Source organism: Meiothermus sp., from assembly GCF_025060375.1.
Classification (GTDB): Bacteria; Deinococcota; Deinococci; order Deinococcales; family Thermaceae; genus Meiothermus.
This window is the reverse complement of the sequence record NZ_JANXCG010000038.1, coordinates 33,239-53,734: the sequence shown is the minus strand read 5'-3', so window position 1 is coordinate 53,734 and position 20,496 is coordinate 33,239. Positions and strand designations below refer to the sequence as shown.

Here is a 20,496-nt window from a genome sequence, read left to right as displayed (position 1 = left end):
ATGTCCACCACAACGCCCGATCTCCTGCAAAGCTTTTTGGACGAGGCCTGGGAGACCGTGGCGGTTTTTGAACAGGCTGCGGAGTTCCTGGCCATTGGGCGGCACGAGCCACTGGTGGTGATGGCCCATCGGCTCAAGGGCTCGGCCGGCCTCTACGGCTTCCCTCAGACCGCCCACCTGGGGGCCCTGACTGAGCGCATCCTGGAAGGCGCCCCGCGCTACACCGAGGCCCAGCGGGAAAAGGTTGTTGAGTTCATGGAGCAAGCGACGGCGGTGCTCACCACCGCCCTGGAGAACATCGCCATCACCGGCAAGGAGGGACCGGTAGGCCTCGAGCTGGGCCGGCTGGGGGCAGCCGCCCTCATCCAAGAGTTGACCGCCCTCAACCCCGAAGCCTTTACCCTCCCAGCAGAAAACGAGGCCGAGCCGCCCCCTCTGCCCCCCCAGGACGGGGGAGTGGTGGCGGAGCTGGTCCGCTTCCACGGGCAAAACCAGGAGTTCTGGGACTTCTTTGCCCCTGAAACCCTGGAAAACCTAGACCTGGCCAGCCAGGCCCTGCTGCAGATGGAAGGAGGGAAAGCTGAGGAGGCTCTCCGAACCCTCTTCCGGGCCATGCACACCGTCAAGGGAGCGGCCTACTCGGTGGGCTGCAGGCCCATCGGCACCCTCGCTCACCGGCTTGAGGACCTGCTGGTAGAGGTCCGCGAGGGCCGCCGGGCTTGGGACCCCGAGACCGCCCAGGTGGTTCTGGAGGGGGTTGAGCTGCTGGGACAGATGGTTGCGGTAGCTGAAGGCAAAGATCCCCAGGCTGCCCTAACCCTTCCGCAGGCCCTGCAGCGAACGCAGGGCCACCTGGACGCCCTGCTGGGCCAGGAGCCCGCCAGCCCAACCCCCACTGAACCCAGCCCGCCTTCCAACCCACCCCCACAAAACCACCCCAGCCGTACCGCCTCGGTACGGGTCAGCCTAGAGCGGCTGGATGCGCTGCTCAACATCGCCGGGGAAGTCCTAGCGGCCCGCTCCCGGCTGGAGCTCCTGGTCCAGCGCTTTGAGGAGCTGGGGGCCCTGCTCGAGACCGCCCGGCAACGCCTGCTCCGCACCACCGCGGACTTTGAGGCCCGCTACCTGAATCCCCGGCTTTCCCCCTCGGCAGAGCCCCCCCAGCCCCCGGCCCCTCAGAACACCCTGGGCAAGACCGTGCGGGAGCTCTTCACCGAACTCGAGTTTGACCGCTACGACGACCTCAACATCCTGGCCCGCTCCATCCAGGAGATGACCAACGACCTATCGGAGGTGGGAAGCGCCCTGGGCGAGCAGATCAGGACCTTCCGGCAGGAAACCGAAGGCTTCGGCAACCTGGCGCAGGCCCTACGGAGGGAGGTGGGCCGGGCCCGGCTGGTGCCCATCGAGCGCTTTTACCAGCGCCTGGCCCGGCAGGTACAACAACTTGCAGGCCCCAAGCAGGTAGAGGTGCGCTTCCATGGAGAGGCGGTGGAGGTGGACTCGGTGGTTCTGGACGGCCTGTCCGAAGCCCTCATCCACCTGGTCAACAACGCGCTTACGCACGGCATCGAAAGCCCCGAGGAGCGGGTAGCCCGGGGCAAGGAGCCCAAGGGCACGCTGACCCTGCGAGCCTACGCCCAGCGCAACGCCCTGGTGGTGGAGGTGAGCGACGATGGACGGGGAATCAACCTGGAGGCCCTCAAGCGGAGGGCTGTGGAGAAGGGGTTGCGCACCCAGGCCGAGGTGGCGGCCCTGAGCCCTGAGGAGGCGCTGGAGCTGATTTTCATCCCCGGGCTTTCTACCGCCGAAAACCCGAGCGACGTGGCCGGGCGGGGGGTAGGGATGGACGTGGTGGCCAGCACGGTGCGCCGCCTGCGGGGGGAGCTGAGCGTGGAAACCCGGGAAGGCTTGGGCACCACCTTTCGGCTGCGCATTCCACAAAACCTGGTGGTCGCCGAGCTGCTCTTGCTCGAGGTGGGCGGTCAGAAACTGGCCCTGCCCCGGGAAAGCCTTCTCACCCTGCTCAGCGCACCCCGGGGCCAGCTCGAGGTGGTCTACGAGGGAGGGCCCGTTCCCATCCTTCCCCTAGCGGCCCTTCTGGGCCTGGCCGAATCGGAAACCTCGGAGGAGTACGCGCTGGCCCTGGTAGAAGGTCGAGGCGGCCGGTGGGTTGCCCTGGCCGCCGACCGGTTCATCGGCCTGGAGCAAGCCCTGGTCAAACCCCTGGGGGCTCCCCTCACCGCACTGCCCCACCTGATGGGGGCCACGCTCTCCCCCACCGGTGAGGTCATCCTGGTCTTAAGCCCCAGCGGGTTGCTCTCCCTTACCACCACTGCCCCTGCCCCCGCTCGAGCCGAGGCCAAAGCCCCCCACCACCTGCCCATCTTGCTGGTGGACGACTCCCTCTCGGTGCGCAAGGTGGTGGCCCAGATGCTGCGCAAAGCCGGCTACCCCGTGGTTACCGCTGCCGATGGACAAGAGGCCCTAGAACTCCTGGAACAGCAACCCTTCCGGGCCATCGTTACCGACCTCGAGATGCCCCGGCTTTCGGGCTTTGAGCTGCTGGAAGAGGTGCGCCGCCGCCCTCACCTGGCCCACCTACCGGTGGCCGTGCTGACCACCCGGGCCTCCCCCAAGCACCGCGACCTGGCCTTGGAGCTGGGGGCCAACGCGTACCTGACCAAACCCGCCAACGAGGTAGAATTGGAGCGTTTCTTGCGGGCCAACTAGCCCCCAAAGGAGCTTCCCAGATGAAGGCCCTGATCCTGACCGGCCAACCCACCCAAGGCGCCTCGCTCAAGGAGAGCTTCGCCCTGTCGGGGTTCGAGGCGCGGATTGAGGACAGCGCCCTCTACGCCATGACCCTGCTGGAGCGCAACCGCCCCGATGTTATCGTGAGCACCCCCACACTCCGCGACCTGAGCGGCCTCGAGTTCTTTGAAATGGTTCGCTCCGACCCTCAGCTCGCCCTGGTGCCCTTCATCCTGCTCTCGGACACACCCCCTGCCCAGACCGGCGAATTTGACCTGGTGTTGCCCACCCACACCCCGGCCGCGGAGGTGGTTCGCAGCGCTTACCGGCTCATCCTGGAGCTTACCCGCAAAACCCACGGCACCGAGCCCGGCAATGGCGGCATCCAGGGCTACCTGGGGGACATGAACCTCTTTGAACTGGCTCAGTGGCTGGCTAAATCGGCCAAGACCGGACGGCTGCGCCTGGAAATTGATAGGGAAAAGGCCACCTGGCTTTTTAGCAAAGGCCAGCTTATCCATGCTGAATACGGCGAGAAAACCGGAGAAGACGCGGTTTTGCAGCTTCTCCTGAAAGCCGAGAACTCCAAGCAAGGTCGCTTCCACTTTGAACCCCTAAGCGAGGCCGACTTTTTCCTAGAACCCATCACCATCCGTAAAAGCACCGACCAGCTGCTCCTTTCGCTAGCGGTGGAAATAGACCACCGACAGCAAGGTTTGCACTGAAAACCCCTGGCACTGCCCGTAATGGTTACACATCACCACCATAACTCCAGCCAGCCCCTACCATTGGCTTAGCTATGCAAGGAGCTAGAGTCTTAGTCGTGGACGACAGCACCAGCGTGCGCAAGGTGCTGGAGCGCCTGCTCTCCACCCGCGGCCTCAGTGTCACCACCAGCGAGACCGCCGAACAAGGCCTCGAAGCCATCCACCGCAACGCTCCCCACTTAGTTATCGCCGACGTGGTCATGCCGGGAATGAGCGGATTTGAGCTTTGTCAGAAGCTAAAGAGCAACCAGGCCACCCAGGGCGTGCCGGTCATCCTCATCTCCGGAATCATCAACGACGGCGTAATCGCCCAAGCCCGTCAAGCCGGGGCCTTTGACGTGGTCTCCAAACCCTTCACGCCCGACGACCTGTTCCCCAAAATTGAACGGGCCCTCAAAGCGAGCTACGCCGCCCCCTCTCCCCCTGCCGAAGTGCCCGAAGCACCCCAGCCCCCTCTCCCTCCACAGGCTTCGGAGCCGCTGGACCGTCTGCAGGAAGAACTCAAACCCTTTCTCGACAAACCCGAGGTGGAGTCCGCGCTGATCATCGGCCCGGGCGGCCAGTTGCGGGCCTGGGCTGGCCAGCCCGTTGAGGAACCCGACCTGCTGGCCACCTACCTACATACCCTGCTCTCCATCGCGGGGGTGCTAGGGGAGAGGTACCAGCTCACCGCGGTGCAGACGATGACCCTGGAGTATCCGGGCAAAACCCTGCTGCTAAGCCGCATCAACCCCCGCTTTACCCTCGTGCTCGCGCTGCGGGGAACCGGGGGCACCGGGGTGGTCCGCTACCTGGTGCTCAAAGGGATGCCCCAGCTCAGGGCAGCCCTGGACCAAACTACTTCGGCTTAGCCCCGGTGGGCACCAAGGCCTCCCAGCAGGCCAGGGCCCGTAGCACCGCATTCCGCTCGTTCTGGTGCACTAGCCGGCGCAAAGCCTCACGCACCGGCACCCAGTCCACCCCGTCCACCTCCTCCTTCTGGGGACGGGGCAGCCCCGCCACGTACCCCATGAGGAAGTGGTGTACCTCCTTGGTCACGGTGGTCTGAACCCCATCGTCCCGCACCGTGAAGTGATACCGGATGCTACCCAAAGGGGCCAGCACCTTTGCCCGGATGCCGGTCTCCTCCCAAACCTCGCGCACGGCGGTCTGCGGGTAGTGCTCCCCTGGCTCCACCTGGCCCTTGGGCAAGCTCCACACCCGCCCGTCCTTGATGGCGATGAGCAAGACCTCCAGTCCTCTACCTCCGGGGCGCTCGCGCAACACCACCCCTCCTGCCGAGGTAACCCGGCGACGGGACCGTGGCACAGTGTTTTGGCGCATGCCGCGCTTGGGTCGGCGGCGGTGTGTTCCGACTGAATAACGCATAGCCGTTCTTTCGGATGCCCCGTAATGGGCTCTTCTCCGTAAGTTTACACGGTTTTCCAGAGGGTGTCGTGCCCAAAGGCACAGAGGCCATCGCAGCATACCCCCATGTTCTGCCCGGAGCCATCGGCTATTCTGTGGCAGATGTACAAGAACCTCCAAGCCTTTATCGCCGACCTCGAGGGACGTGGAGAGCTGGTGCGGGTACGCGAGCCGGTCTCCTGCGAGCTGGAAATCACCGAGATTGCCGACCGGATGGTCAAGGCGGGGGGGCCCGCCTTGCTTTTCGAAAAGGTAAAAGGGCACCGGTTTCCCGTTTTCATCGGTGGCTTTGGCACCGCTGAGCGCACCGCCCGGGCCATGGGGGTTCGAAGCCTGGATGAGCTGGCCGTCCGGGTAGGGAACCTGCTGCGGCTCAACCCTGGCGGGGGTGGGCTGAGGGCCGCCCTAACCTTGCTTCCCAAGCTGGGCCAGCTCAAGGGCTTCTTCCCTCGGCGGGTGCGAGGTGGGCCGGTACAGGAAGTGGTGCTGCGGGGCGAGGCAGTGGACCTCTTCCAGCTTCCCATCCTCAAGTGCTGGCCCCTGGACGGAGGGCCCTACATCACCCTGCCGCTGGTCATCACCAAAGACCCCGAGACCGGGGAGCTCAACCTGGGTATGTACCGCATGCAGGTGCTGGACCGAAGGAGCACCGCCATGCACTGGCAGCTTCACAAGGTGGGTCGGCGGCACTACGAAAAGGCCAAGAGGCTGGGACGGCGGCTCGAGGTGGCCGTAGCCTTAGGCGGCGACCCTATCCTGACCTATGCCGCCACCGCCCCAGTGCCCCCTATCCCGGGCGTCAACGAGTTCAACCTGGCTGGATTTCTCCGGGGAAAGCCGGTCGAGCTGACCCGCGGCGTGACGGTAGACCTGCCCGTCCCCGCCGAGGCCGAGTTCGTCCTGGAGGGCTATGTGGACCCTGCCGAGGACCTGGTGCTGGAGGGGCCCTTTGGGGACCACACCGGCTTCTACACCCCGGAGGACTTCTACCCCCGTTTCCACGTTACCGCCATCACCCACCGCAAAACCCCGGTCTACCCCACCACCATCGTGGGGCGCCCCCCCATGGAGGACGCTTACCTCATAGAGGCTTCCGAACGCCTCTTCCTACCTGCCGCCCAGCTCATCCTCCCGGAGATTCGGGACTACCACATGCCCCCAGCCGGGGTGGCCCACAACTGGGTCAACGTGGGGATAGAAAAAGCCTACCCCGGCCAGGCCTACAAGGTGGCCAACGGCCTGCTGGGCCTGGGCCAGATGATGTTTGCCAAGGTGCTGGTGGTGCTGGATGCCGAAGCCCCCCTCAAGGGCCCAGCCTCCCTCCAGGCTGCCCTCCAGCACGCGCTGCCGGGACGGGATACCCTTATCTCCCGCGGACCCATAGACGTGCTGGACCACAGCAGCCGGGCCATGGGCTACGGCGGAAAACTCATCCTGGACGGAACCCGCAAGCTACCCGAGGAGGGAGGGGAGTTGCCCTTTACGCTCCAGGCCCACCCTCGGCTCCCTGAACTGCCCGGTGTACGGCAGGCCCAGCTTCCCGGCATCTGGATGGCCACCTTTGAGAAGACCCGGCCGCACCAGGCTCGAGCGGTAGCGGAAAGGCTCCTGAGCACCCCCCAAAGCAGGGGCATCCGGCTGATGCTGCTGACCGACGCCGACACCCGCCTGGAGTTTGACGAGGTTATGTGGGCGGTGCTCAACAACATAGATCCCGAGCGGGACGCCTGGGTGATGCAGGGGGTAGAAGGACCGGTGCTGGTACTGGACGGCACCCGGAAGCTGGCTGAGGAGGGCTTTGAGCGCCCCTGGCCACCTAAAATTGCGATGGACCCAAAGGTCGTGCGGCAGGTGGACGAGCGCTGGACTGCCCTGGGCCTGCCCCCCCTACCGACCAAAACGGCGAAGACCCCCTGAAAACCCAGGCTCCCAAGGGCCGCCAACCACCTGTTCCCCCACCAGCTGCACAATCCAAACGGGGCCGGGGTGTTAGGATTTCCCCAATGACGGGCGACCGCTACACCCCTCCCCTGCGCGACCTGCGGCTGGCCCCCATTGTGGACAAGGTCGAAGCCGGCAAGCGCCTGAGCTTTGAGGAGGGCATGCTCCTCTACCAAACCCCCGACTACCCCACCCTGATGTGGCTGGCCAACCGGGTGCGGGAGCAAAAACACGGGCACAAGACCTACTTTGTGCACTCGCTCAGGCTTGAGTTCACCAACATCTGCTACGTGGGCTGCACATTCTGCGCCTTTGCTGCCCGGAAGGGCGACCCCCGGGCCTGGGACTACGACGTGGAGGAGGTGGTGGCTAAGGTGCGGGAAAAGTGGGAACCGGGCCTCACCGAGCTGCACATGTCCAGCGGCCACCACCCCACCCGCCCCTGGAGCTACTACCCAGCCATGGTGCGGGCCCTGAGGGAAAACTTCCCTGGTCTCCAGATCAAGGCCTTTACCGCAGCCGAGATAGAACACCTGTCCAGAATCAGCAAAAAACCGACCCTCGAGGTCCTACGAGAACTCAAGGAAGCGGGCTTAGCCGCCCTGCCCGGGGGGGGCGCGGAAATCTTTGCCGAGCGGGTGCGCCGGCAGATCGCCAAAAACAAGGTCAAGGCCGAGAAGTGGCTGCAAATCCACCGCGAGGCCCATAGCTTGGGCATACGCACCAACGCCACCATGCTCTACGGCCACATCGAAACCCTGGAAGAGCGGCTTGACCACATGGACCGGCTGCGCCGGCTGCAGGACGAAACCGGCGGCTTCTACAGCTTCATTCCCCTGGCCTTCCAGCCCGACGCCAATGCGCTGGCTTTCAACCTAGGCAAGACCGAGTTCACCACTGGCCTGGACGACCTGCGCAATCTGGCCGTGGCCCGGCTCTACCTAGACAACTTTGACCACATCAAAGGCTACTGGGTGATGATCTCCTCTGAACTGGTCCAGGTCTCACTCGACTGGGGGGTCTCCGACATTGACGGCACCATCATCGAGGAGCACATCGCCCACGCCGCCGGAGCCACCAGCCCGCTGGGCCTTTCCAGGCAAAAGATGGTGGAGCTCATCCGGGCAGCCGGCCGAATACCCGTAGAGCGCGATGCCCTCTACAACGAACTGAGGGTTTACGATATGGAGGCTGCCCCAAGCCCCTAGGAATAGGGCCCCAGCGAGAGCCGCTCCTTTCGGATATGAGCTACATCCTCGGGATTCCCCGCTATGCCAACGTGGCTCCCCTGTACCACTTCCTGGAGGAAGGCGATGGTATCGCCTTTCGCTACGGGGTGCCCACCCAGCTTAACCAGTGGCTCTTGGAGGGCTCGGTGGACCTGAGCCTGGTGTCCTCCTACTTCTACCTGAAAAACGCCGACCGGCTCAGACCCCTGCCCGACTTCAGCATCGCCGACCTGGGGCCGGTCTACTCGGTAAACCTCTTTCACCGAAAGCCCTGGGAGGCACTGAAGCACCTAGCCATCACCACCGAAAGCGCTACCTCGGTAGAGCTCCTGCGCTACTTACTAAAAGCCGACGGCGTGAGGGCCGAGCTCATCCCAGAAGGAGGAGGCCTGGAGCTCTTGGAGCGCTATGACGGGGTTTTGCTCATAGGCGACCAGGCCATTGCGGCCTACTGCAGCTTGCTGTCGGTAATTCCCGAGTCGGTGCACCAGGTGCCCAGCGAGCTCGAGGGCATCCGCATCACCGACCTCTCCATGAAGTGGTTTGAGCGGACCCGCCTGCCCTTTGTGTTTGCGGTCTGGACCACCCGGAAAAACGCACCGCCCCCACCGGAAATTGTGCGCAGGCTGCGCCAGGCGCGTTCCTTGGGCCTTGGCAACCTGGCTGCGGTGGCCGGGCGCGAGGCCCAGCGCCTGGGGGTGCCCGAAAGGCTCATGCAGCACTACCTGTGGAACTTCCGCTACCACCTGGAGGTGCCCGACCGCCTGGGCTTACAGGCCTTTGCCCAGGCGGTGGGGCTGCCCTACCCCGACGACTACTGGGATGTCTAAGCGCCCGCACGCCGACTCCCCCCAACCCAGGCCCCGCATGGAGCGTTTGCTGGAAGGCGAAAAGGCCCGTTGATTCAGCTGTGCAAGACCTCTTGCGGGGTGCTTGACTAGCCTTCCCGGTAAAAGCGGCTGCGCAGGTAGTAGTCGGTGTAGAGCAACTTGAGGAAAGCCGCCAATGGCACCGCCAGTAAAGCCCCACCCAGCCCCATAAGAGAGGCTCCGATCAGGACCGCAGCGATACCGGTCACCGGATGCAGGCTGGTGGTTCGGCCCATGATAACTGGCCAGATTATCCCCGAAACCTGGTTGCAAAGCCAAAGGGCCAGGGCCACCACCCCAAAGGCCAGCCAGCCTAGAGGCAGGGCCAGCACCAGGGCCGGAATGGCCGAGATGATCACCCCAAGCACCGGGACGAAGCTGAAAACAAAGGCCAAAAAACCCAGCACCATGGCCTGGGTAAGTACTTCCAGGCCAAAGCCTTGAAAAACCCCAAAGGAGAGGTACATCGCCAAAGCCACCACCCCTCCGTTGGCCACTGCACCCAGAATCGTACCCCGCACATACCCACCAAAGGCCAGGTCGGCCTTCCGGAGCAGCTCCTTCGCCGCAGGCTGAAAAGGCTCGGGAATGGCCCTGAAAATGGCTGCGCCCACCCGGGGTAGGTCGTAGAGCAGGTAAATGGAAATGGTGATCACAGTGAGGAGCTGAAAGGCCCCCCCCAGCAGGGAGGAAAAAAAGCCCAGCAGGTTGCCCCCCTGGGCCAGCACCCCCTGCAGGGCCTGGAGGAGAATTTGGGTAAAAGCCGCGATCAGGTCTTGCAGGTTCAGGGTGGCCTGGGCCAGGGCTTCAAGCAGCACCGGGGGCAGCTCCACCTGGCCTATCTGGTCGGGCAGACCCTGAACCCAGCTCACCAGGGGCTGCAGCAGGCGGGGCAGGCCAGCAGCCAGCCGGGCCAGTTGGCCCACCATACCGGCCAAAAGTACGGTGGAAAAGGCCAGAACAAGAAGCATTCCCACAAAGACCGCCCCCACCCCCAAGGCCCGGCCCAGCCCACGGGCCTCAAACCAGGCCACCACCGGGCTCACCACATACGAAAACACAAAGGCCGCCGCCACGATGCTAAGCGCTCCTCGAGCCCCATTGACCACCCAGGCCAATACAGCAAAACCCAAGCCCGCCAGGGCCAAATAGGCCAAAAGGCGCACCCAAGGGTTCTGCCAAGCCCACACCAGCGTCCCGCGCATACCTCATCCCTCAAGGTAGAAGCGGCTTTTCTGGTAGAACTCCACATAGAGGAGCTTCAGAAATGCCGCCAAGGGCACCGCCAGCAAGGCCCCAACCAGGCCGTAGAGGCTCGAGCCTATCAGAAGGGCAGCGATCACGCTCACCGGGTGCAAGCTGGTGGCCTGGCCCAGGATGCGGGGGCCCAGCAGGTGAGCTTCCACTTGGTTGGCCAGCACCACCACCGCCAGCACTGCCAGCACCTGCGGCCATCCCCCAGCGCTCAAAGCGAGCAAAACCGCGGGTACCGTGGAAATGACGACCCCCACATAGGGGATGATGTTGAACACCCCGGCCAAAAACCCCAGGGCCCCCGCCATCGGCACCCCAAACGCCCAAAATCCCAGCGCTACCAGAAGCCCCACACAGGCCGCCACCACAATCTGCCCCCGGAGATACCCCCCCACCGCGCGGTCCAGCTTGAGCGCCAGGTCAAGGGCCAGCGACTGGTAGGGAAGAGGCACGGCCCCGAGGAGGGTACTGGAGATTTTGGGCAGGTCGTAGAGCAGGTAGATGGAGATAATAAGGGCAGCGAAAAACTGCAGTACCCCCCCCACCAAAGAGGCGAGAAACCCCACCAGGCTTCCCCCCTGGACCAGCAAGGCCTGCAGGGCTTGCAGGAGGGTTTGGGTAAACCCCTGCAGAAGGGTCTGGAGGCTTTGGGCTACCTGGGAAAAGACGCCCTCCAGGGCTGGGGGAATCTCGACCTGGCCCACTCGGGAAGGTAGGTTGTCAATCCAAGCCAACCAGGGCTGCAGCAGCCGGGGTAGCTCCGCGCTAAAGCGGGCCAGCACACCCACCATGTCAGCAATCAGGTAGGAGGAGAGCCCTAGGAAAAGCCCCACCCCCACGTACACCAGGCCCACCCCTACCCCACGGGGCACACGCCAGCGCTCCAAGGCCCGCACGATGGGCGCGGCGAGATAGGCAAAGGCGGAAGCCAAGGCCAAGGTGACCAGCGCCCCCCGGGCCCCACCCAAAAGCAAAAACAGGGCCTGCAAAAGGAGGTAGGCCAGCAAGGCATAAACCGCAAGCCGCACCCAAAGAATCTTCCACACCTCGAGCAGATCCTGGCGCATCGGCTATTACGATACCCCAGGTGCGGCTGGGCCATCCAAAGGCTTATCATGCGGCCATGCGCGGCTGGACGCTCGCCCTGGCCACCCTGCTGGGCCTCGCCTTAGCCCAGCCCCCCCGGGAATTCGCGCTCCGCTTCGAGCAGGCTTGGTGGCTGGTTAGGGAACGCTACTACGACCCTCAGTTCAAAGGGGTGGACTGGGAGCGGGTGGGCCAGGCCTACCGCCAGCGGTTGCCCCAAGCACGAAGCTGGGAGGAGCTGTACCGGCTGCTGGACGAGATGTACGCCGAGCTCGGGGATGCCCACTCCCGGGTACTCAACCCCCAGGAGGCTCGTCGCTACCTGGGCCAGGTGGCGTGCTTGCCGTTGCCCTTCAAAGAGGAAGAGCTGGCGCCACCACCCACCTCCCCCACCGCACCCCTCCCAGCACCCCACCCCAAGGAGCCCAGCCCACCCCCACCGAGCTACGGCTCCTCAGAGGTGCGGGTTGTCAACGGGGTGGTGGTGGTGCGTCTGGGCAACCTGGTGGACCGAAGCGGAATTGAGCTTTTGCGGACGGCTGTCCGTCACCATGAGGGGCAGGCTCGAGGCTACATCCTCGACCTGCGCGGAAACCCTGGTGGGCTGGTGCTGCACATGGCCGAGGCGGCTGGGGTATTCATGCGGGGGGTACCTTGGCGGCTGGTCAGCCGGGGCCTCGGGGCACTTCCCCTTCCCACCATCCCCTTCCTGGGCCCTCCAAACACCCAAAAGCCCCTGGTGGTGCTGATAGACAGCCAAACCCACTCGGCAGCCGAGGGGTTGGCAGGGGCCCTAAAGGGCGCAGGGCGGGCCTACCTGGTGGGCACCCGCAGCGCAGGCAACACCGAGGCCCTGACCCCCTACTGCTTTCCCGACGGGGGGGTGGCGCTGGTTGCGAGCGGGGTACTGGCTCCCCTAAGCGGCCCTACCTGGGAAAGCCGCGGGGTTGAGCCCGACTGGGCAGAACCGAACCCCCAAAGGCAGCTCGAGGTTGCCCTTCAACACCTGCTGGGACCGCGTTAGGGCAGCCGGGTTGTCCGCACCACAAACCTCCAGTGAATCGGGTACTCGAGATCGGGGTCTGGGTAAACCTCGTTCACCCACTGGGCAAGCTCCGCGATGGAGGGGCGGAAAACCTCCTCCGGAACCCCCCAGGTGAAGGAGTAGATGCGCTCGAGCAGCATCTCCAAGCTGGCCCTGGGGCTCCGCATCTCCACCCACTCAGCCACAACCTTGCTCCTCGGCTCCAACCGCCTGCGGAGTAGCTCCCTTTCCACCTCGGCCAGCCGGGCCTGGTGCCGGCCCCGCTCCAGGCGGTACCCCATCCGGGCTAAAATCTCCTGCCACCTCCGCTGAATGCGGCAGTCCTCGCTCTCGCCGTTGGCCTGATCCCAGCCCTCAAACAAAAACCCACCGGGGCGTAGCACCCGCAGGCATTCCTGCAGGGCCCTCCGCCAATCGTCCAAAAGGTGCCAGAGGTGAACCGCAATCACCGCGTGGAGGCTGTGCCGCTCAAAGGGCAGCGCATGAGCATCGGCCTCAACCAACCTGGCCTTTCGGGCTACCCCCGCCACCTTTTGCCGCAAAACCTCAAGCATAGCCGGGTCGTTATCCAAAGCGATGTAGCGGTACCCCCGGGCGATTATGGGCACCGAGATGCGACCCGTACCCGCCCCCACCTCCAGAAACAACGGGTCTCGGAACACCCTCTCTACAGGCGTGGTAATGGCGGTGGCAATTCGTCCAGAAACCTCAGGCGGATGGTAGCGGGTGCGATCGTAGGCAAAGGCCACCCGACTGAAATGAGAGGACATGCTCGGCTTTATGATAGCAACCTACCCTACAAACTGCAAATCATACCGCGAAGCCCCAAGGCAAAGTGTGAAGAAGCGACACTCCCCTAATCCCACCGGTCTTCACAAAGCTCCACCGGGTCGCCCTCCCTCAAGCCAAGCTGCTCCCGGGCGTTGCCCAGATGCACCGCCAGCTCCAACAACCCCGCGCTTCCGATGTAGGCTAGCGCCGCGCCCACCGGCACCTCAGCGTAGTGGGTCGCCACAGGTATACGATGGTAGCGGATGCACACGGCCTTTCCCCGAATCTGAGCTGGCGTGGTCAAGAGGGTGGTAATGGCGTTGCCAAAGCGGTCAAAGGTCAGCACCTCGCCCTGTCGGCCAAAGCTCAGGTGGATGGGCAGGCGCAGCAACTCCCGCACCGGCAGCTCCGGCCCAAAGCGCTGCGGCTCTACCCCCGCTGCCAGGTGAGCCGCCACCGGTCCGAAAACATCCCGGCCATGAAAGGTAGAGGACTTCCGGGGTAGGTGGTACGCGGGGTCTTCCAGCAGGTAGGCCTTCTTGGGCGGGTCTTGCAGGTAGGCCAGGGTCAGCAGCCCATTGTCTGGGGCCACGTAGAAAAGCCGCTCACCCAGCACCAACACCGCCCGCCGGCTCGAGCCCACCCCCGGGTCCACCACCGCCAGCACCACCGCCCCACGGGGCAGGTAGGGCACCGATTCGTACAGGATGTAGCTGGCCCGGCGCAGGTCGCCTGGGGGTAGGTTGTGGGCCAGATCGTGCACCGCAAGCCCAGGCGCCACCTGCCGCATCACCGCCTTGACCACCGCGGCATACGGGTCGGCCAGACCAAAATCGGAGAGAAAGTAGACCTCCCGCACCCTCCCTCCTGTCCTCAGCTACCCAAAAGCGTGCGCACCCAGGGCAGGTTGGCCACCAAGGCCAGCACCACCCCCGCCAGCACCCAGGCCACCGCTCCGGCCAAAGCACCCTTGGTGCGCAGGTAAAGCCAGCCCAAAAACAGGCTCACCACCAGGAAGAAAAGTGTAGGACCGGGGACTGCCAAAGCGAACAACACCGGAATCATGGGGCCTGCAAGCTCCTTGTAGCGCTCCTTGAAGACCGGGTAGCCCACCCCGCGAACCACCAGCTCGAGCAGGGCCAGACCAAAAAAGATGGGGTACATCGTACCCAGACCGGCCAGGTTCAACGGCTTGGCCAAGTAGGCGTAAACCCCCAGCAAGCCCAGCACCACCAGCCCCGCCCAGGTGCCCTCCACCCAGTTGGCCCGGGGTCCCAAAACGCTGGCCATGCCTTCCCTTCCCACGCGCCTGTAGGCCAGCAGAAGGGCAAAGGCCCCCAGAAGGAAGTAGAACACCGGGCGCACCACCTGGCCCTGGTAAGGGGCAAACAAGGCCAGCAAGTTGTGGTAAAGAAGCCACCCCGTCCCCACCGCCGCCAGCCCCGCGAGGCTCAGGCTGAGCAGAAGCCAAAGGTGTAGGGTACCCGGACCAAACCGCCGCTCGCTCCCCATTTCTACCGTACGCATGGGTTCAATCCGGCTCTCCCCGTAGAGCAAAAGCCCCAGATAGATCAAAAACAGCACCAGCCAGGGCCAAACCTTCTCCAACACGTTGCTGGGCAGGCTCACCCGGGAGGAGAGCTGGCGGAGCACCAAGGCGCCCTTATCAAACTCCCCTAGGCCGTAGTAGGCCATGGCCAGAAGCCCCAGCGCACGGGTATAGTCGGCATCCAAGGGCCCCAGCCGGGGCAGAACCTCCTCCAGAGCATCGGCCGCCCGCTGAAGGTCCCCCGTAAGCCACATCAGGCGGGCCTTGAGCACCTGCTCCTTTGGGCTATCCCCCAGCAGGCCAATGGCTTCCTGAGGACGCCCCAGGCGCTCGGCCAGCCGGGCCGCGCCCATCCTGGCCTCCTCGAGGGCAGTGATCCGCCGAAAGAGGGCATAGGCCTCCTCGTAGTTGCCCAGGGCTTCGTTGATCTGCGCCCGCAACAGCACCGACTCAGCGCCGAAGCCCCGCGGCAGGCGGGAGAGGGCCTCTGCCGGGCGTCCGGTCATCAGGAGGTAGCGGGCCGTGAGCAGGGCCACCTCCGGGTCCTGCGGCCCAAGCTCAGCGGCCCGCTGTAGGTAACCCTGGGCTCGCTCGAGGTTGTTGCCCTCTAGGTGAATGCGGACCAGCAGCTTAAGGCTGGGCAGGTGGTTGGGGTTGGCGGTCAGGGCAAGCTCACAGGTGGCCCGGGCGCTGTCTGGGGCGCCTCGCTCGTACAGACCCCTGCACTGGGCGTAGTAGCCACTGGCGTCCATCTGGGCCCATCCCGTGAATGCGAACAGTGCGATTCCCAAGGCGAAAGGAATCGCTCGTAACGCTGCCATGGGGGTAGTGTAACATGAGCATTCCAGGCCCTTGCCCAAAGATGCACATCCAGTAAAATCCAAGCCGGAGGAAAAAACTTATGAAGGGTCTAATTTTTTTATGGATGGCCTCCTTTCTGCTGATGGCCTCTGCTCAAAGCTCCAGCGCGGTGGAGCGCCTCATAGACGAGGGAAGGTTCCTGGAGGCCTATGAAGCTGGGCTACGCCTGGCCAGCGCCGACGGCCTGGCGCTAGCCGCCAAGGCCGCCAGCTACTACGCTGGCTACGTCGCTAAGGACGGCGAGAAGGCCGACTGGTACGGCCGGGCTGAGGCCGCCGCCCGGCGGGCTATCCAAGCCGACAGCGAGAACGCGGAGGCCTACTTTGAGCTGGCCCGCGCCCAGGGCCGCCTCTCGCAGTACCGGGGCATCCTAGAGAGCCTGGGGCTGGCCAGCAGCATCAAGGAAAACCTGGACAAAGCCCTGCGTCTAAACCCCCGCCACGCTGGCGCCCGGGTGGCTTTAGCCCTTTGGCATCACTCGCTCACCTCCAAAAACGTGGGCTGGCTTTACGGGGCCAACAGCAACCAGATTCTGCCCCTCTTCAACGAGGCCATTCAGCTCGAGCCTCAGGCCATCATCCACCGGGTAGAGCTGGCCGGGGTGCTGGCCGCTCAAGGGAAGAAGGACGAGGCCCGCAAGCAGTATGAGGCTGCCTTGGCGCTGACCCCTAAAACCGCGGCCGACCGCTACGACCAGGAACGGGCCCGACGGGAGCTGGCCGGGCTGCGCTAGCCGCGAACGGGGAGCCCGGGGGTGGTACAATTCCCCCTGGGCCTCGCCCTTTTTTGGCCTTTGTTTATGGACGACCCTTTCAACCGCATCCTCGGGCACAACCCAAACCAACGCGTTGGCGTCTTCGTGGACACCCAAAACCTCTACCACTCGGCCCGCGACTACTACGGCCAGAACGTCAACTTTGAAAGCCTGCTGCGCTTTGCAGTGGGGGGACGCCAGCTTGTTCGGGCCACCGCCTACGTGGTGGAAAGGGAGAACGACACCTCAGCCTGGCCCTTCATTTACAAGCTCTCCACCATCGGCTTCCGTGTGCGCCGCATGCACCTTACGCTCAAGGAAACCACCGACGATGGCCGGCCCATCTACGAGGGCAACTGGGATATGGGCATCGCCGCGGATATGGTGCGGCTGATGCATACTCTAGACGTGGTGGTGCTGGGCAGCGGGGACGGGGACTTTGTGGAAATCGTTGAGGTGCTGATGGAAAGGGGCATCCGGGTGGAGGTTATCGCCTTCAAGGAGACCACCTCGCAAAAGCTCATAGACGCGGTAGACCGCTTCATCCACCTACCCGAGATTGAAAACGCCTTTGTGCCCAGCAAAGAGCGCCACCCGACCCCCCGGGGAGAGTCAGGAGATGGACCTCGAGGACTTTGACTACCATCTACCCCCTGAGCTCATCGCCCAAAAAGGCGCCGAGCCCCGCGATGCCTCGCGGCTGATGGTGGTGCACCGGCAAAGCGGCCGGCTCGAGCACCGCATCTTCCGGGACCTGCCCCAGTACCTGCGGCCCGGGGACGTGCTGGTACTCAACGAAAGCAAGGTCATCCCCGCCCGTATCTTCGCCAAAAACCCTCACGGAACCCCCATTGAGGTACTGCTAGTGCGGGAAAAACCAGACCATCCGGGGTACTGGGAGGCCCTGCTCAGGCCCGCCCGGCGGGTCAAGCTAGGGCAGACCCTCTCCTTCTCCAGCGGCCTGACCGCCACCCTAGAAGGCCTGGAGCCTGACGGAAGCCGCGTTCTGCGTTTCCACGGGAACCTCTGGGAGCACCTAGAGCAGATCGGTCAGACCCCCCTACCCCCCTACATCCAAGCCCCTGTGGAACCAGAGCGCTACCAGACGGTCTACGCGCGTACCCCTGGCTCGGTGGCTGCCCCCACCGCCGGGCTGCACTTTACACCAAGGCTTCTCGAGCAGGTCCGCAACATGGGGGTGGAAATTCACTGCATCACCCTACATGTGGGGCCTGGCACATTCAAACCTGTGCGGGGCCCTCTCGAGCAGCACACCCTACACCAGGAGCCCTACGAGGTACCCCCAGAAACTGCCCAGGCCATAAGCCAGGCTAAAACCGAGGGGCGTAGGGTTGTGGCAGTGGGCACCACCGTGGTGCGAACGCTGGAAACCGCCTGGGATGGCAAGGAACTCCGCGCCGGTAGGGGGGAGACCCAGCTTTTCATCCGCCCGGGGTTCCGCTACCAGGTGGTGGACGCCCTGATCACCAACTTCCACCTACCTAGGTCCACCCTCCTGATGTTGGTATCGGCCTTCATGGGCCACGCGCTGATGAAGCAGGCCTACCAGGTGGCGGTCGAGGAGGGCTACCGCTTCTACAGCCTGGGGGACGCCATGCTCATCCTCTAGGTCAAGCCTCCACCACCTCAGGCGCGCGTTCAATGATCCGGGCGGGGTTGCCCACCACCGTGGCCCCAGGGGGCACCGATTTGGTCACCACCGCTCCTGCTCCCACCCGGGCCCCATCCCCTACCTCTATCGGCCCCAACACCACCGCGTGGGCCCCTAGGAGCACCCCTTTGCCAATCGTGGGGTGGCGCTTCTCCCGGGTAAAGCCCGTACCCCCCAGGGTCACCCCGTGGTACATCATCACATCATCCCCCACCTCAGCGGTTTCCCCTATGACGACGCCCATCCCGTGGTCTATGACCACCCGGCGGCCGATGCGGGCCCCCGGGTGAATCTCCACCCCCGTGAACATCCGGGTCAGATGGGCCAAAAAGCGGGCCAGAAGCCTGAAGTTGGCCTTCCAGAGGCGGTGGTTTAGCCGGTGCATCCACAGAGCGTGCATTCCAGGGCTGAACAAAATCGCGTCCAGAGGCCCCCGGGCCGCGGGGTCGCGCTCCAAAACAGCCTGGACATCCTCCCGAAGGTACTCCAGAAGCTTCCACATGATTATCGCCCATTATGGCCCATCGGGGCACCGGGGGCAAACCCACCGGGGGTATTGTCAGGCCTCAACCGAGACGTTCTCCAGGTTGAGGTTGGTGTAGACGTTCTGCACGTCGTCCAGCTCCTCCAGGGCCTCCACCATCTTGAGTACCTTCTCCGCCTCTGCCTGGCTCAGGCTAACGGTGTTCTGAGGGACCATGGTGATCTCGGTGTTTTCGGGCTTGAACCCCCTGGCCTTGAGGGCGCTGGCTACCGCGTAAACTTCCTGAGGGTCGGTGTAGACCTCTATGCCCCCCTCCCCCTCCTGCAGGTCAACTGCCCCCGCCTCAATGGCGGCCTCCTGCGCCGCTTCGGTGTTGGGGGAGATCCAGATATAACCCCGGCGCTCAAACTGCCAGGAAACCGAGCCTGTGGCCCCCAGGCTACCCCCGTGCTTGTTAAAGATGTGGCGCACCTCGGAAGCGGTCCGGTTGCGGTTGTCGGAAAGGGCCTGCACAATCACCGCCACCCCCCCTGGGGCATAGCCCTCGTAGACCACCTCCTCATACTGGGCGCCTTCCTCCTCGCCTCCCGAAAGACGCTTCAGCAAACGCTCGATGTTGTCGCTGGGCACATCGGCATCCCGCGCGGCCTCAATCAGGTTGCGCAGGCTGGGGTTGGCTGCCGGGTCGGTGCTACCCCCAGCCCGCGCAGCCGCAGCAATGAGGCGAAGGTATTTGCTGACGATTTTTCCCTTTTTCAGGTCGTTGGCTGCCTTTTTGCGCTTAATCTGAGCCCATTTGCTATGACCGGCCATACATCACCAGCCTTCAGTATACGAAAGGGGGGCGCTAGAATGGCTGGGGGTGAGCTATGAAAAGCTACAAGATATGCCTAATTGAAGGCGATGGCATCGGACATGAGGTGATCCCCGCAGCCCGACTGGTCCTCGAGGCCACAGGGGTCAGGCTCGAATTTGTGGAGGCCCAGGCAGGCTGGGAAACCTTTGAGCGAACAGGTATCTCCGTGCCCGAAGCCACCCTAGAAGCCATAAAGCACACCGACGCCACCCTTTTCGGCGCAGCCACCAGCCCCACCCGGAAGGTTCCTGGCTTTTTCGGAGCCATCCGGTATCTCCGGCGCAAACTTGACCTCTTCGCCAACGTCCGCCCAGCCAAGCACCACCCGGTACCCGGCTCCAGACCGGGGGTGGATCTGGTGGTGGTACGTGAAAACACCGAGGGGCTTTACGTGGAACAGGAGCGAAGCTACCTAGACGGCGAAATTGCCATCGCCGATACGGTCATTACCCGCCGCGCCAGCGCGCGCATAGGCGAGTATGCAGCCCGGCTGGCCGCTGCCCGCCCACGCAAACAGCTCCACATAGCCCACAAGGCCAATGTCCTGCCTGTAACCCAGGGCCTCTTCATGAACACCGTCCTGGCCGAAGCAGCCCGTTTTCCTGAGCTGAAAACCCAGGACATCATCATTGACAACTGCGCGATGCAACTTGTGCGCAACCCCGAGCGCTTCGACGTCATCGTAACCACCAACCTCTTCGGCGACATCCTCTCCGACCTAACAGCGGGGCTGGTAGGGGGACTGGGCATCGCCGCCAGCGGCAACATAGGCAAGGAACACGCGGTCTTCGAGCCGGTACACGGGAGCGCACCCGACATTGCGGGCAAAGGCATAGCCAACCCCACCGCAGCCATCCTCTCGGCCGCGATGATGCTCGAGTACCTGGGCGAATCTGCGGCAGCTCAACGGATAGAGGCGGCGGTAGACCGGGTGCTCGCAGAAGGTCCCCGCACCCCAGACCTGGGAGGCAGCGCCACTACCCTGGAATTCGCCCAGGCTGTGGCCAAGGCCCTGTGAGGGCTCGAGAGGGGCCATGACCTGGTGCCCTCGCCCGATTTCAGGCTGGAGCCCGACCCGATGCTGGGTTTTCAGCGCTTGACCAACCAGGGTGCGAACCCCCCGTGGGGTACTTGGGGTGTCCTAGATGGTCAATTTGGGGGCAGGCAAGCCGATTTGCCATGTTATACTTACCCCTA

19 protein-coding genes are annotated in these 20,496 nt (G+C 64.2%); 11 read left to right on the top strand and 8 right to left on the bottom strand.

Annotation, left to right across the window (positions count from 1 at the left end; all coding sequences use genetic code 11):
- From NZ849_RS04780 to NZ849_RS04770, 3 genes are all read left to right on the top strand, one after another.
- Window positions 1-2,733, top strand: coding sequence for a response regulator (locus tag NZ849_RS04780; protein ID WP_295404809.1), 2,733 nt, complete (start codon window positions 1-3; stop codon window positions 2,731-2,733).
- Window positions 2,734-2,753: 20 nt separating this feature from the next.
- Window positions 2,754-3,479 carry a DUF4388 domain-containing protein gene (locus tag NZ849_RS04775; protein ID WP_295404807.1) on the top strand — a complete coding sequence of 242 codons (726 nt, stop codon included), beginning with the start codon at window positions 2,754-2,756 and terminating at the stop codon, window positions 3,477-3,479.
- 98 nt (window positions 3,480-3,577) lie between these two features.
- Window positions 3,578-4,372, top strand: coding sequence for a hybrid sensor histidine kinase/response regulator (locus NZ849_RS04770; protein WP_295404806.1), 795 nt, complete (start codon window positions 3,578-3,580; stop codon window positions 4,370-4,372).
- Here the strand turns inward: NZ849_RS04770 and NZ849_RS04765 are convergent.
- The gene (locus NZ849_RS04765; RefSeq protein WP_295404802.1) at window positions 4,359-4,844 is read right to left on the bottom strand and encodes an NUDIX hydrolase; all 486 of its coding nucleotides are present in this window, start codon (window positions 4,842-4,844) and stop codon (window positions 4,359-4,361) included. The two genes, NZ849_RS04770 and NZ849_RS04765, sit on opposite strands and share 14 nt — an antisense overlap.
- A 186-nt stretch (window positions 4,845-5,030) precedes the next feature.
- Between NZ849_RS04765 and NZ849_RS04760 the strand changes: the two genes are divergently transcribed.
- The 3 genes from NZ849_RS04760 (at window position 5,031) to NZ849_RS04750 (ending at window position 8,928) form a co-directional block, all read left to right on the top strand.
- Window positions 5,031-6,845 carry a menaquinone biosynthesis decarboxylase gene (locus NZ849_RS04760; protein WP_295404798.1) on the top strand — a complete coding sequence of 605 codons (1,815 nt, stop codon included), beginning with the start codon at window positions 5,031-5,033 and terminating at the stop codon, window positions 6,843-6,845.
- Window positions 6,846-6,931: 86 nt separating this feature from the next.
- On the top strand, window positions 6,932-8,077 hold the full coding sequence (gene mqnE / locus NZ849_RS04755) for an aminofutalosine synthase MqnE (RefSeq protein WP_295404795.1): 1,146 nt from the start codon (window positions 6,932-6,934) through the stop codon (window positions 8,075-8,077).
- Between the two features lie 35 nt (window positions 8,078-8,112).
- Window positions 8,113-8,928, top strand: a complete 816-nt coding sequence (locus tag NZ849_RS04750) for a menaquinone biosynthetic enzyme MqnA/MqnD family protein (protein WP_295404792.1) — start codon at window positions 8,113-8,115, stop codon at window positions 8,926-8,928.
- A 107-nt stretch (window positions 8,929-9,035) separates the two neighbouring features.
- Here NZ849_RS04750 and NZ849_RS04745 read toward each other — a convergent pair whose 3' ends face one another.
- Both NZ849_RS04745 and NZ849_RS04740 read right to left on the bottom strand, forming a co-directional pair.
- Entirely contained in the window at window positions 9,036-10,172 is a 1,137-nt protein-coding gene (locus NZ849_RS04745) for an AI-2E family transporter (protein ID WP_295404789.1), read from the bottom strand.
- Between the two features lie 3 nt (window positions 10,173-10,175).
- Window positions 10,176-11,288, bottom strand: a complete 1,113-nt coding sequence (locus NZ849_RS04740) for an AI-2E family transporter (RefSeq protein ID WP_295404786.1) — start codon at window positions 11,286-11,288, stop codon at window positions 10,176-10,178.
- Window positions 11,289-11,344: 56 nt separating this feature from the next.
- Here NZ849_RS04740 and NZ849_RS04735 point away from each other — a divergent pair, with 56 nt between their 5' ends.
- The gene (locus tag NZ849_RS04735) at window positions 11,345-12,331 is read left to right on the top strand and encodes a S41 family peptidase (protein WP_295404783.1); all 987 of its coding nucleotides are present in this window, start codon (window positions 11,345-11,347) and stop codon (window positions 12,329-12,331) included.
- Here the strand turns inward: NZ849_RS04735 and NZ849_RS04730 are convergent.
- The 3 genes from NZ849_RS04730 to NZ849_RS04720 form a co-directional block, all read right to left on the bottom strand.
- A complete protein-coding gene (locus tag NZ849_RS04730) occupies window positions 12,328-13,122 on the bottom strand; it encodes a class I SAM-dependent methyltransferase (RefSeq protein ID WP_295404780.1) in 795 nt (264 codons plus the stop codon). The genes NZ849_RS04735 and NZ849_RS04730 overlap by 4 nt on opposite strands.
- A gap of 86 nt (window positions 13,123-13,208) precedes the next feature.
- Complete coding sequence (locus NZ849_RS04725; protein WP_295404778.1) at window positions 13,209-13,982, bottom strand: SAM-dependent chlorinase/fluorinase; 774 nt, start codon at window positions 13,980-13,982, stop codon at window positions 13,209-13,211.
- A gap of 14 nt (window positions 13,983-13,996) precedes the next feature.
- The gene (locus NZ849_RS04720; protein ID WP_295404776.1) at window positions 13,997-15,493 is read right to left on the bottom strand and encodes a tetratricopeptide repeat protein; all 1,497 of its coding nucleotides are present in this window, start codon (window positions 15,491-15,493) and stop codon (window positions 13,997-13,999) included.
- Window positions 15,494-15,597: 104 nt separating this feature from the next.
- Here NZ849_RS04720 and NZ849_RS04715 point away from each other — a divergent pair, with 104 nt between their 5' ends.
- The 3 genes from NZ849_RS04715 to queA all read left to right on the top strand — a co-directional run bounded on the left by NZ849_RS04715 (window position 15,598) and on the right by queA (window position 17,917).
- Entirely contained in the window at window positions 15,598-16,266 is a 669-nt protein-coding gene (locus NZ849_RS04715; RefSeq protein WP_295404876.1) for a hypothetical protein, read from the top strand.
- A 66-nt stretch (window positions 16,267-16,332) separates the two neighbouring features.
- Window positions 16,333-16,926: an NYN domain-containing protein gene (locus NZ849_RS04710; RefSeq protein ID WP_295404774.1), complete on the top strand. Its 594-nt coding sequence runs from the start codon at window positions 16,333-16,335 to the stop codon at window positions 16,924-16,926.
- Window positions 16,907-17,917, top strand: a complete 1,011-nt coding sequence (gene queA / locus NZ849_RS04705) for a tRNA preQ1(34) S-adenosylmethionine ribosyltransferase-isomerase QueA (protein ID WP_295404771.1) — start codon at window positions 16,907-16,909, stop codon at window positions 17,915-17,917. Before NZ849_RS04710 ends, queA begins: the two co-directional genes overlap by 20 nt.
- Window position 17,918: 1 nt before the next feature.
- Here the strand turns inward: queA and cysE are convergent, their stop codons facing one another.
- Together cysE and NZ849_RS04695 are read right to left on the bottom strand one after the other, a co-directional pair.
- On the bottom strand, window positions 17,919-18,461 hold the full coding sequence (gene cysE, locus NZ849_RS04700; RefSeq protein WP_295404768.1) for a serine O-acetyltransferase: 543 nt from the start codon (window positions 18,459-18,461) through the stop codon (window positions 17,919-17,921).
- Between the two features lie 57 nt (window positions 18,462-18,518).
- Window positions 18,519-19,256, bottom strand: a complete 738-nt coding sequence (locus NZ849_RS04695; RefSeq protein WP_295404766.1) for a YebC/PmpR family DNA-binding transcriptional regulator — start codon at window positions 19,254-19,256, stop codon at window positions 18,519-18,521.
- 56 nt (window positions 19,257-19,312) lie between these two features.
- Here NZ849_RS04695 and NZ849_RS04690 point away from each other — a divergent pair, with 56 nt between their 5' ends.
- Window positions 19,313-20,317: an isocitrate/isopropylmalate dehydrogenase family protein gene (locus NZ849_RS04690; RefSeq protein WP_295404764.1), complete on the top strand. Its 1,005-nt coding sequence runs from the start codon at window positions 19,313-19,315 to the stop codon at window positions 20,315-20,317.
- Window positions 20,318-20,496: the final 179 nt, after the last annotated feature.